This window comes from Marinagarivorans algicola, assembly GCF_001292705.1.
GTDB classification, from domain to species: Bacteria; Pseudomonadota; Gammaproteobacteria; order Pseudomonadales; family Cellvibrionaceae; genus Marinagarivorans; species Marinagarivorans algicola.
In genome coordinates, this window is record NZ_LGAK01000032.1 from 46,862 (window position 1) to 59,571 (window position 12,710).

The 12,710-nt window shown below is 44.1% G+C and carries 10 protein-coding genes and 2 tRNA genes; 2 read left to right on the top strand and 10 right to left on the bottom strand.

Features of this window, described 5'->3' with window-relative positions; all coding sequences use genetic code 11:
• Nucleotides 1-96: 96 nt before the first annotated feature.
• Nucleotides 97-2,190, top strand: coding sequence for a motility associated factor glycosyltransferase family protein (locus AC438_RS11615; protein WP_053981429.1), 2,094 nt, complete (start codon nucleotides 97-99; stop codon nucleotides 2,188-2,190).
• A gap of 46 nt (nucleotides 2,191-2,236) precedes the next feature.
• Here AC438_RS11615 and pseF read toward each other — a convergent pair whose 3' ends face one another.
• The 10 genes from pseF to AC438_RS11665 form a co-directional block, all read right to left on the bottom strand.
• Complete coding sequence (pseF, locus tag AC438_RS11620; RefSeq protein ID WP_202904753.1) at nucleotides 2,237-2,932, bottom strand: pseudaminic acid cytidylyltransferase; 696 nt, start codon at nucleotides 2,930-2,932, stop codon at nucleotides 2,237-2,239.
• Nucleotides 2,925-4,286: a UDP-4-amino-4,6-dideoxy-N-acetyl-beta-L-altrosamine transaminase gene (gene pseC / locus AC438_RS11625; protein WP_053981430.1), complete on the bottom strand. Its 1,362-nt coding sequence runs from the start codon at nucleotides 4,284-4,286 to the stop codon at nucleotides 2,925-2,927. Before pseC ends, pseF begins: the two co-directional genes overlap by 8 nt.
• Nucleotides 4,283-5,278 (bottom strand): UDP-N-acetylglucosamine 4,6-dehydratase (inverting), encoded by a 996-nt coding sequence (pseB, locus tag AC438_RS11630; RefSeq protein ID WP_053981431.1) that lies wholly within the window; start codon nucleotides 5,276-5,278, stop codon nucleotides 4,283-4,285. The genes pseC and pseB overlap by 4 nt, the downstream gene beginning before the upstream one ends.
• A 215-nt stretch (nucleotides 5,279-5,493) precedes the next feature.
• On the bottom strand, nucleotides 5,494-6,003 hold the full coding sequence (rimI, locus tag AC438_RS11635; protein ID WP_053981432.1) for a ribosomal protein S18-alanine N-acetyltransferase: 510 nt from the start codon (nucleotides 6,001-6,003) through the stop codon (nucleotides 5,494-5,496).
• Nucleotides 6,004-6,867, bottom strand: coding sequence for a hypothetical protein (locus tag AC438_RS11640; protein ID WP_053981433.1), 864 nt, complete (start codon nucleotides 6,865-6,867; stop codon nucleotides 6,004-6,006).
• A 77-nt stretch (nucleotides 6,868-6,944) separates the two neighbouring features.
• Nucleotides 6,945-8,486, bottom strand: a complete 1,542-nt coding sequence (locus AC438_RS11645; RefSeq protein ID WP_053981434.1) for a 2-isopropylmalate synthase — start codon at nucleotides 8,484-8,486, stop codon at nucleotides 6,945-6,947.
• Between the two features lie 897 nt (nucleotides 8,487-9,383).
• Nucleotides 9,384-10,460: a quinolinate synthase NadA gene (gene nadA / locus AC438_RS11650; protein WP_053981435.1), complete on the bottom strand. Its 1,077-nt coding sequence runs from the start codon at nucleotides 10,458-10,460 to the stop codon at nucleotides 9,384-9,386.
• A 185-nt stretch (nucleotides 10,461-10,645) separates the two neighbouring features.
• Nucleotides 10,646-10,721, bottom strand: a tRNA-Lys gene (locus tag AC438_RS11655).
• Nucleotides 10,722-10,806: 85 nt separating this feature from the next.
• A tRNA-Lys gene (locus AC438_RS11660) sits at nucleotides 10,807-10,882 on the bottom strand.
• Nucleotides 10,883-11,094: 212 nt separating this feature from the next.
• Nucleotides 11,095-11,508: a c-type cytochrome gene (locus tag AC438_RS11665; RefSeq protein WP_053981436.1), complete on the bottom strand. Its 414-nt coding sequence runs from the start codon at nucleotides 11,506-11,508 to the stop codon at nucleotides 11,095-11,097.
• A 324-nt stretch (nucleotides 11,509-11,832) separates the two neighbouring features.
• On the opposite strand from AC438_RS11665, the gene AC438_RS11670 reads away from it, so the two are divergent.
• Complete coding sequence (locus tag AC438_RS11670; RefSeq protein ID WP_053981437.1) at nucleotides 11,833-12,630, top strand: inositol monophosphatase family protein; 798 nt, start codon at nucleotides 11,833-11,835, stop codon at nucleotides 12,628-12,630.
• The last annotated feature ends 80 nt before the right edge of the window (nucleotides 12,631-12,710 follow it).

Sequence of the window (12,710 nt, forward strand, 5' to 3'; positions counted from 1 at the left end):
ACCCTAGGCCTAAAATTTGCTCATATCTACAATTCAAACAATAAGTCGACACTCAGACTTATAAACGTCAATAGATAGGCACTTTTAGGTACTCTCATGACCGAAGCACACACGAGCCCCAAGCAACCGTCAAATATTCAACAAGTGCTTCGCAAAGCGCAGATGCAACAATTACAGCTAGAGCTAGAGATCACCTTTAAGCGCAATATGGCGGCTTTCCAAAAAATTGCTCCACAAATATACAGCCAGTATATTGACTATCAGCCTCAAGAGTTAAAATTAACGTACACCGAAGAGGGCTATTTAAACCTCGTTAATTTTAAACTCAATAATAAACCGGTCTACAAGGGCAACCCTAAAGAGTTTTGCCACGAACAGTTCCAGCATTTCAAACATCACCCAACGCTGTCTAATATTAAATTTTCTAAAACCAAAATATCCAATCAAGATCATATTCACCCTACCGTGATTAATCGCATGGTGGACTTTTACACATCACTCGAAACCGAACAAGACAAGAACTGCAATGTGCCTATTGGCTTTATGTTGGTCACAGGCTGCGGGCTGGGCTATCACATTGCACAAATGGTCCACGAACTAGATATCCATAACCTTTGTATTTTTGACCCACACAAAGACTCTTTTTATGCCTCACTGCATGTGATTGACTGGCTACCTATCTTACAAAAAATGACTAGCAAAGGCCGCATGCTAAAGCTTTTTATTGGCGTGGAACCCAAAGACGCCATGGCAGATATGAAACTACTGAGTGACAAAATAGGCTTATTTAATTTTGTGTATACCTTTGTTTTTAGGCATTTTAATAGTAAAAAAGAAACTGAATTTTACACGCTCTACCGCAAAGAATTTCACCTAGCAGCAACAGGTGTTGGATTTTATGACGATGAGCAAATAAGTCTTGCACATACCATTTTCAACATTAATCAAAACTATAAATTCTTAATCTATAGTAACTTAGCCATCAATCATGTGCCTGTATTTCTAATTGGTAATGGCCCGTCACTAGACACTCATATTGGCTACATCCAAAAGTATCAGAGCAACGCCATAATCATCACCTGCGGTACAGCACTTAGCTCTCTGGCCAAAACAGGCATCAAACCCGACTTTCATATTGAAATGGAGCGCAGTGCCATTACCCCATCTTATATTCAGCATGGTACAACAGCCGAGTACCGCAAAGGCATCACACTGATTTGCCTTAATACTGCAGCCCCGCAAATGACCGCGCTTTTTGATGATATCTGTCTAGCCGTTAAACCTAACGACTTAGGGAGCCAGCTTATCAGTCAAATTTATCCCGATCAAACCCCTGCTAAGCTGACTCTATGCAACCCCACAGTCACTAATGCAGGCTTGTCTGCCGCGATAACTTTGGGTTTTAGACAGCTAATATTTTTAGGAATAGATTTAGGTATGCCCACAGACGCTGAGCATCACTCTTCTTTAAGTATTTACCATGATATTGACAAAAAGAAAGAGACTGAAAAAAGCCAAGCAGAGAATCAAGAAACAAGCAGTAAAAATTATGATATAGAAGGTAATTTTGGCCAAACCGTAAAGACTAATCCTGTTTTACATGCATCAAAAAATAACATGGAGATATTACTACGCCAAGCACAACGGCAAGGTATTAATGTGAGCATTTTAAACCCCAATAATGGGGCGCTTATACAAGAAACAACATCTATTCAACCGTGTGATCTCCCAGTATTTCATAACTTAGAGCAAGATAAGCACTTGATTATTGAAAAAATAAGAATGCAAAACATGGTGCGCTACGATAAAAAAATAATCACAGAAGACGACTTCAAAGCAGAATACTTTAATAAAATTAAAAAACTAAAGCATCAAATCAGTTTATCTCCTCATATTGAAGACAAGAAACAACTGCATAACGCCATGCAAACAGCCTTTAAAGCCATACTCAACGCAGATCCCATTTCAAAATTATTAATGCGAGGTACGATAAATTCAGCATTTACACTCATAATGCAAACACTATTGTTTAGTAAAAACAAGTCTGATTTTATTGTTAATTACAAAAAAATTAACGCTATATACTCACAAATGCTGAGTCAAATATTCAAAAAAATGGAGCATAAACCCTTAGAGTGCGATACCACCATTGACACAGAAGCCGTACGTCTACAAGACAATACTCCCTAGAAGTAAAGGTTACTCGCTTTAGCACTCCGACCACTATCTACAGCGCTTATTTAGGGTAAGCTAATTGATACTTCATTTCAGCGAGTTGCCAATCTTCCAACGTATCAATATCTTGAACATGTGTACGAGGCAAAATAATAGCCTGAGTGCGATCTCCCCATAAAGGAGCATGATCGATGTAAGCTTGTGCACTGCCCCAGTAAAACTGTCCGGCATCATGATACATAACTGGTAAATCTTGTGAACGCATAGCCATAGCCGAGCGATTGTGGGGAACAAAGAAATGATTACCGACAGGCAAAATAGCGCGCTGAATCGCGAAGGGGTATTCGGTCGCTGATACCACAAAATCACACTCATCAGCCTGCAATAAATCCAGTCCTCTAATCAATGACTTAACAGTGAGTAAAGGGCTTGTTGGATAAATACAACAGGCATACTGAATTTTTTGATGATAATACTCACTGCACGCTAAAATAGCATGTGCCATCACTGCATGAGTGCCTGTAAAATGGTCTGCTAAGGCTGCAGGGCGCATAAAGGGCACTTCTGCGCCTAAAGCTAATGCGCATTCGGCAATCGCTTGACTATCGGTCGAGACAACAATGTGGTCAAACAAACCCGAGGCTTTTGCGGTATCTATTGCGTATTGAATAATAGGCTTACCCAAAAAAGGTTTTATATTTTTTTGGGGTATACGCTGACTACCACCGCGTGCCGGTATAATAGCAACATTAATCACGCCTCACCTCTCTATGCGCTTCACTGTGCCTGTCATTGTTCAGTTGAACCCAATGTTGATCAAAAAAAGTATGTATGCATGCGATAATATTTAATTGCTGCTCATCCGACAAATCAAAATATAAGGGCAAAGTTATCGCTGTGCGATAGTAAGATTGCGCATGAGGATATAGCACATCATAATTTAAAGCCTCAACATCTTGAGGCTTTTCACTGCGTGGCTTTAAGCATTGTTTTTTGGGCGACTGTGCTTTTGAGGCTTGTACTTTTGAAGATTGTACTTTTGAAGATTGTGCAGAAATAGACGGCATACCAATAGAGGAGGCGCCAATAGCAGCGTGATAAAGAGGCTGCTGATAAATCGGTATGTAATGTACATTAGTATGGATGTCATGCTGCTTTAAAAAAGCATGCAGGTGATCACGCACGTGTTGATTTTCACACTCTACCACATAAATATGCCATGCTACTTTATCGCCTAAGATCGATGGTCCCTGATGAGATTTAACTGGATAGCCCGACAATAATTGATTATATCGATTCACCAAATACTGCCTTTTTGCAACAAATATGGACAGGCGTTTTAATTGAGATAGCGCCAGCGCAGCATGAATATCGCTTAAGCGATAATTAAAACCCAATAACTGTACCTCGTAATAACAAGGTGATGTATGTGGCTGTTGGTAGCAGACTGAGTCGCGCTCTATACCGTGACATGCAAACTGCCTAATACGCTTGGCCAAAGCAGCATCATTCACCAATACAGCGCCGCCTTCACCGGCCGCAATCGTTTTAACTGGGTGAAAACTAAATACCACAGCATCACTATAATGACAGGCACCAACAGGCTTACCTGCATACTCCGAACCAATAGCATGTGCCGCATCTTCAATGATATAAAAACCATACTCTTGAGCAAGCGCCGCAATCGCTTTCATATCGCAAGGCAGACCGGCAAAATGTACAACAACCAACACTTTGGGTAAATGACCGTCAATTTTGCTTTGCTTAAGTTTATGCTGAAGACAGCTTATTGATATATTGCGAGTTATTGGATCAATATCAACAAACTCAACACTTGCACCGCAATACTTACCACAATTAGCAGACGCTACAAAAGAAACAGCCGTTGTCCACAAAACATCGCCCGCTTGTAAACCTAAAGCCAAGCAAGCGCAGTGTAAACCCGCCGTTGCATTGCTTAGCGCTATTGCATAGCGCGAGCCAAAGTTTGCAACCAAACCGCTTTCGAGTTGATCAACAGCAGGGCCTTGCGTTAAAAAGTCTGACTGTAGGACATCAACTACAGCCTGTATATCAGATGCATTAATAGATTGCCGACCATATGGAATCATAAATCGACACTCGCATGTAAATCTCGAATAGCCTCCACACTTAAAAACTCAGGGTTAGTACCCGAGCTATAATCAAAGCCCTGATAAACTTTTTTACCTCGCTCATCAATAGCATTTTTTTCAAAATGTACATCTCTAAACATTTTAATCGTCGGAGTAATGACATAGTGATCATGAAACTCAAGTGTAAGATGAGAATCATCGAGTGGGCACATCGTTTCATGGAGTTTTTCACCAGGGCGTATCCCGATAATCGTTGTGGGGACTCCAGGAGCTATAGCATGTGCTAGATCGGTAATTTTAACACTTGGGATCTTAGGTACAAAGATTTCACCACCTTGCATACGCGAAAAATTGGTCAATACAAAGTCAACACCTTGCTGCAATGTGATCCAAAAGCGCGTCATACTTTTATCTGTAATGGGTAAACTTTTATTTCCCTCATCTAACCACTGCTTAAAGAAGGGCACCACCGAGCCACGAGACCCAACAACATTGCCATAGCGCACCACCGAAAACATCGCCTTGCCTGCGGCCATATTATTTGCCGCAACAAATAATTTATCAGAAGCTAATTTAGTCGCGCCATAAAGATTAACCGGGCAAGCGGCTTTATCGGTTGATAAGGCAATCACTTTTTTAACACGATTCGCAAGTGCAGCGCGGATGACATTTTCGGCACCCCCAATATTGGTTTTAATGCATTCAGTCGGATTATATTCAGCCGCTGGCACCTGCTTTAAAGCCGCCGCATGAATCACATAATCGACCCCTTCACACGCCTGCAAAATACGCTCTTTATCACGTACATCGCCAATAAAATAACGCATGGTTTCGTTATTAAATTGTTGCTGCATTTCAAATTGCTTAAGTTCATCACGTGAAAATATAATGATTTTTTTAGGCTTAAATTTTGCCAGTAGTGTTTGAGTGAGTTTTTTACCAAACGAGCCTGTGCCGCCGGTAATTAATATAGATGCATTATTAAACATAGAACGGTACCCTGATGCTTGTAGGCGCCAAGTCGAAATTTTGACGCTTTGACTATGAATATAGCAGGGGATATGCCAAAGGCATTTAATGACACTAAGTTTTACAGACTCAACACCTTTTTATTGAAAACAAGACATCTAAAGTAACATGATGACGCAAGAATTCACCGCATTTGCATAGCGATTGCCGCCCTGGGTATAAATTGTAAGGAGCCTTATTTCGCTCTCAAAAACTCACAGCTCCAGTCTAATACATACACTAAAGCATCTTCACGCCCCCAAGGAGTTGCATAATAATTAGGCCGCTCACCGGCCTGATTAAAACCGAGATTTTCATATACTGTGATCGCTGGTACGTTACCCGCTCTCACCTCTAAAAAAAAGGCCTGAGCTTTCTTCGAGTGCTGTAAAGCCCGAATAATCTCTTGCAAAAAGGCGGTACCAAGCTTTTTGCCTTGCAGTACCTCATCAACCACAAATAACAAAAGCTCTGCCTCACCAGCAACCAGTGAAACAACCGCATAAGCCAGCAGCGTACCTGTACTATCAAAAAGACCCACCACCACATGATGAGATGCTAGCGAGCTTTTAAAATTCGCCTCACTCCACGCCGTTAAATGACTGCGCTTTTCGATGGCCACAAGCGCTGCTAAGTACTCTGGTGTGAGTGCTTTAGCGCTGAGTTCACCCAAAGTGTTGTGCACAAAATTAAATTCACACCACATTTACTGTCGACCTTTTGGTTTTGACTCTAAAAAATATGGCGCTATAGCAGGCCATACAAAACGCTTCAGTAACGGCTCATTGAGCAGCTGCGTGAGGCTTGGCAAATAAATGACAGGGCTCGGCAAATGCGTAGGGCTCACTGACTCACCATATTTGGGGGTCGTCATACCCTGGCTTGCGGCCACAATATCAAAGGCTTGCTCGCCCATAACAATCATTAATTTGGGGCTGGTTTTTTCGAAGCGGCTGGCCAAAAATGCATGCGTCATCTCGCGCGCTTGGGCCAGCTCATTGGGGTTGGCAATGGGGCTTTCGAGTAACGGCCAATTAATGGTATCTGCTTTAGGTAGGCCCTCAGCGAGCATAGCAGGCATTATGGCGGCTATAATGTTGCGCAGCAATGTGGTCGTAGGCAGTGCAGCCCTGGGCTCACGGGTATCAATAAACAGCGCACCGTTGGCCAGTTGCCACAGGCCTAAGTTAAAGCGTAATAGTTGTGGTTTTTTCTGACTGACGACTTGCTGCAAAGTGCGCTCTGCTGGCGTATTGTCTTGAACTGGCGTCTCATGCTTAGCGTTTGCCGCTTTACTGGGTGCGAGCCAGTCTGTCACAATTTCTCGTGTTGCCGCCGAAGGTGCTATTTCAGGCGCCTCAGCCATGCCCGTTGCATGCGGCGGAGCCAACTGAGCTTGAGCGCTCACGGCTAACGCTTGCATACCGCCAGTAAGCGCTGAATCTTGCGCCTGCGAAAGACAAGACACAGCGCATGCCGTACTCATTTTGGCAGCAGGCAATATTTTGCGCGGCACAAACATCTCGATACCCATAGCATCAAGATATTGCATGCGGTTTAATTCATTCATAGTACAGGCTCGTTCTGGTCGCCGCTGCCCTCCCTTTTAGATCATTAATAGAGAGGCTGCGCCCCTCTATGACTTGGCTAAACGCCATGTTGTGGATGAGAGCGCACGGCACTGTGTTCCAATAAATTTAAAGCATTCAAATACGCTTTAACAGAGGCGATAACGATATCAGTATCACTACCCACACCGTTGACAATTTGACCTTTACGCTCAAGTCGCACGGTAACCTCACCTTGCGACTCGGTTCCCTTGGTAATTGCGTTGACAGAATACAATAATAAATCTGTAGCGCTAGCGACTATTTGTTCTATGGCTTTATATGCTGCATCCACTGGACCACTGCCGGTAGCCGTGGCGGTTTTTTGTTCGCCTTTTACGGTAAAAGTGATCTGCGCTTCGGGCTTTTGGTGCGTTTTGGTGTACGCGTCCAAGCTAACCAATGCATAAATATCTTCTACCTTACTGGCAGCCTCAGAGACTAAGCGCTGTAAATCTTCGTCAAAAATCTCATGTTTTTTATCCGCCAAGGCTTTAAAGCGAATAAACACAGCATTGAGTTGATCTTGATCCTCAAAAGTAACACCCAAATCTTCAAAGCGCGCCTTCACTGCCGCCCGTCCAGAGTGTTTACCTAAAACAATTTTATTGGTGTTCCAGCCAACATTTTCAGCCCTCATGATTTCGTAAGTTTCACGATGCTTTAAGATGCCATCTTGATGGATACCCGACTCATGCGCAAAGGCATTGGCTCCCACAATCGCCTTATTAGGCTGTACAGGAAACCCCGTAATACCCGAAACCAAACGCGAGGTACTCACGATATGCTCACTCACAATACGCGTTTGCACAGGAAATATATCTTTGCGCGTTTGCACCGCCATCACAATTTCTTCTAATGCGGCATTACCGGCACGCTCGCCCAGACCATTAATGGTACATTCAACCTGGCGCACGCCGTTCATCACTGCCGACAAGGAGTTAGCGACTGCTAGCCCCAAGTCGTTATGACAATGCGTTGAAAAGATCGCTTTATCACTATTGGGGACCGCCTCCATTAAGCGCTTAAACATGGCGCCGTACTCTTGTGGCTCGCCGTAGCCTACGGTATCGGGCACATTGATGGTGGTGGCCCCTGCGGTAATTGCCGCCTCGGTGATCCAGCACATAAAATCAAACTCGCTCCGGCTGCCATCTTCCAAACTAAATTCAACATCATCGGTGTAATTACGTGCGCGCTTGACCGCCTTAATAGCCTGCGCTAAGACGTCTGCGGGCTCCATTTGTAACTTATATTTCATATGAATCGGCGAAGTTGCAATAAAAGTATGAATACGCGAAGTATTCGCCCCCTTTAAAGCTTCTGCCGCGCGATCAATATCGGCATAGACGGCGCGCGCCAAACTACACACAGTAGAGTCTTTTACCGCCTCAGCGACAGCTTTAACCGACTCAAAATCACCTTTACTCGCAATAGCAAAACCTGCCTCTATAACATCTACGCGCAGTTTTTCGAGCATTTTTGCAATGCGCACTTTTTCATCTTTAGTCATTGAAGCGCCAGGGCTTTGCTCGCCATCGCGCAATGTGGTGTCAAAAATAATTAAACCTTGGTGACTCATAGTGCAAACTCCCTTGTAGGGCTTTCATGCCGAAAAGTAAAGAATAGGATGACGGGCAGGCGCAAACAACCAAAGCCCTATCATATGAGGTTGTTTTGTTAGGTCGCAGGACGGCTCAGCCTCAAGATAGAAAAACCGTGACCGCCCAGAGAAAGAGCCGCCCAGCACGCAAATATAAGACAAAGAATAGATGAAATACGAGAAAACACTGTGTCGCTCTAAATAGGTAATGAATAGTGCCTCTATATTATCTGCGCACAAAAACCACATCAACAAGCATCCTAAAAAAATAAAAAAATTAGGATGCAACTGCACTATTAAGTTAAAAAAAACCCTAAAAATAAAAAATATAATCTAAATACTACCATTTATTAGGATAAAAACTAAAAACAATAAAGAATAAAGCACATCGGCGTGTTTGCGGTGCCAATCAACGCAACAGCTAGTCAACTCAGCAGCAATACGTACCACATATCAGCAGGCATAAAAAAACCGCAGATCACAATAATCTGCGGTTTCATTAAATAACTTGCGGCTTTAATATTAGATGACCACCAAACTCACTATTCAGAGATACCAATACTGAGTACACATAAAGTCCAGACTAGGCCGCTAAGCCCTCTGCAGGCTTGTGCTGCGCATCTCTCAGTACGTACACCTCTCAGTGTATGCACCTCAACTGCAACTCCTACAAAATTCCATTTTGCATATTTGTCGCAAGTACACCATTTACTCTCTGCTATGCCTGCAAAGCCCTATACTTTAGTGACTTAAAAAGCGCATAGTGTACTTAAATTGCGTGTACTTAAATTGCGTATACTGTAATCGCGTGCACTACGAATAACATACAGATAATAAATGCAGCGCCAACCATGGCACGCCGCACTATCGATAACCTTAACGTTTGAAATTTAGCATTCTTTGCAGCGGCTTCATAGCGCGAGCAGCCAAGTCCTCGTCAACAAAAATTTCATTATCTTGCTGATCAAAGACCGCAATCATGGCATCCAGTGTATTCATAGCCATCCACGGACAGTTGGCACAGCTGCGACAAGTTGCCCCATTACCCCCTGTAGGCGCAACAATGAGTGTTTTATCAGGGCAAGATTGCTGCATTTTGTAAAAAATGCCTTGGTCAGTTGCCACAATAAACTCTTGGTTAGGTAATGTCGCTGCGGCATGAATCAACTGCGAGGTCGAGCCTGCCACGTCAGCTAGCTCAACAACCGATGCGGGCGACTCAGGGTGTACCAAAACAGCGGCATTAGGGTATAGCGCCTTTAAATCGAGTAAACCCTGGGCCTTAAACTCTTCGTGCACAATACACGCACCATCCCAACACAGTATGTCGGCACCTGTTTCACGCTGCACATAAGCGCCTAAGTGCTTATCGGGTGCCCAGAGTATTTTTTGGCCTAAGCTATCTAGATGAGCAACGACTTCTTTAGCGATACTCGATGTTACCACCCAGTCAGCACGCGCCTTAACAGCGGCCGATGTATTAGCATAAACGACCACTGTACGGTCAGGGTGTTGGTCACAGAAGGCACTAAACTCGTCAATGGGGCAACCCAAGTCAAGAGAGCATGTTGCCTCAAGAGTTGGCATTAACACGCGCTTTTCAGGTGTGAGGATTTTAGCGGTTTCCCCCATAAATTTAACACCTGCGACGATTAAGGTTTTAGCCTCATGATTTTTACCAAAACGTGCCATTTCTAGCGAATCGGACACACAACCGCCTGTTTCTTCAGCAAGGGCTTGAATAACGGGATCGGTATAGTAGTGAGCAACTATGGCGGCGTTATGCTTTTTGAGGAGATGCTTGATTGTTTCTTTTTGCTCAGCCTCATTAGCGTGGTCGGCCTTGAGCTTTGTCGGTAACTGCTCCAAATGCGCTTTAACAATCTCTTGGGGAGAGCGTTTTTTTTCAGATGACACCTTATGCGAAGGGGCTGACACTTCAGACACCGTCATAACAACCTCTAAATTTATATAATCCTAAAATAGCGTAGGTTTATGCAACCCTAAACACACACAACCCTAAATGACGTACAACCCTAAACACGTGCAACCCTAAATCACGTGCAAACTAGGTAGCGCATTATAGCGGCAAAAAAAAGATATAAAAAAAGGGAAGCCTAAGCTTCCCTTTTAAAAAGTGGTGGGTCGTACTGGATTCGAACCAGTGACCAATTGGTTAAAAGCCAACTGCTCTACCAACTGAGCTAACGACCCGAACTTGGTAATGGTGTTAAACAATCATTAAGATTAATTGCCGTCACCTAAAAATATTTATCCACCAATAAATACTTTCTTTATATGGTGGGTCGTACTGGATTCGAACCAGTGACCAATTGGTTAAAAGCCAACTGCTCTACCAACTGAGCTAACGACCCCTTGAAGAGGCGCACATAATAAGGATTTTAAAAAAATGCGCAAGCACTTTTTTCATTTTTTTTCATATTTATTAAAATCCTCTTTGTGGCGCATTAATCCCTCAGACTTCAAAATGACTTAGGCGCGCTACAAAAAGGGCGAGCCAAATGCTCGCCCTTAAAAGGCTTTAAAAACAAAGACCTAGCGCCAACGCTCAATGTTAATATAAATTTTAGCCCTCGGTCATATAAGCAATGGCACTTTTAATTTCATCTTCAGTACAGTCATTGCATGTTCCCTTGGCCGGCATAGCATTAATACCGTTCCAAGCACTGTCAAACAAACCATCTAAGCCCTTAGCGCTCACACGTGCATCCCAAGCCGCACTGTCGCCAAATTTAGGGGCGCCAGCAACGCCTGCGGCATGGCACACCATGCATTTAGTATCGTAAAGCTCCTTACCTGAGCGCGGGCCTGCGGCCACCTCAACCACGGCAGCAGCGCACTCATCGCCAGCCATACACACCTCGCCAGCAGGCTTTAAGCGCTCAACAATTTCAGCATTATCAGTATTAGCAAGTACAACCAAAGAGGCGCACACGGCGCTCGCAGCCAATAAACCACGTAATATTACGGCTAAATTCACAAATAAACTCCCAAAAAATCAACAAAAGAAAATAAAAACTAGCGCAATTATAGCGTAAAGCACCCTCGTTCGCGCTAGCAACAAATTTGATCTCGATACCTTTTACACGCTTAATCATAGGCTGATGCCACTGACGACTAAAAAACACGCTCTAGCGGCCATAAACTCTTTATCTTCCTCGTTTTACAGAGAAGTTGAATTTTCATGCAGCCGAAGCGTGCCGGCGAACCCGCAAACTGGTATACTCCGCGCCCATTTATTTGCCACCCTTTTATTCTCCTTTTATTCTGTAATGCGCCTAGTGCGCACTGGTTGAGATGTCTTATGGAACCGATGCTAACAATTGCCCTTAACGCTGCACGTAAAGCAGCCGACCTCATTGAGCTGGCGCTCGAGCGCGATGATATCCGCGTAGAAACCAAAGGCCGCAACGATTTTGTGAGCGAAGTAGACCGCAAAGCCGAAGCCGAAATTTTGTACCACCTCAAAAAAGCCTACCCCGACCACAGCTTTATTGGCGAGGAAGGCGGCGTCACAGGCGATAACAAAAGCGACTACACCTGGATTATTGACCCGCTGGATGGTACGACTAACTTTTTACACCGGATTCCGCATTTTGCGGTTTCAATTGCCTGCACTTACAAAGGCCAACTACAGCACGCTGTTGTACTTGATGTTATGAAGCGTGAGGAGTTCACCGCCAGCCGCGGCAAAGGCGCCACACTTAACGGCCGCCGCATCCGGGTAACAGACCGTCGCAGCCTCGATGGCGCCCTCATCGGTACTGGCGTACCTTTTAATGGCTTTGCACTAGAGCATATCGACGAATACCTAGACTGCCTCAAAGAAGTTGCAGGCCAAACGGCGGGCATTCGCCGTGCAGGCTCAGCTGCACTCGACCTTGCCTATGTTGCAGCAGGCCGCTTTGATGGCTTTTGGGAAATGAACCTAAAAGCCTGGGATATGGCTGCTGGTGTTTTATTAGTACAAGAAGCGGGCGGTCTAGTCAGTGACTTTAAAGGCGGTAATGCCCACATGGACTTTGGCAACATCGTTTGTGGCGGCGCCAAAGTCTTTAAACCCTTATTACAAGTGGTTGGCAAGCATATGGGCAAAATCTAAACTTTAGCCACAATCTAAAAAGGCGCTTTCGATGAGCGCCTTTTTTATTCTGCACACTTTTACACACACCTAATAACAAC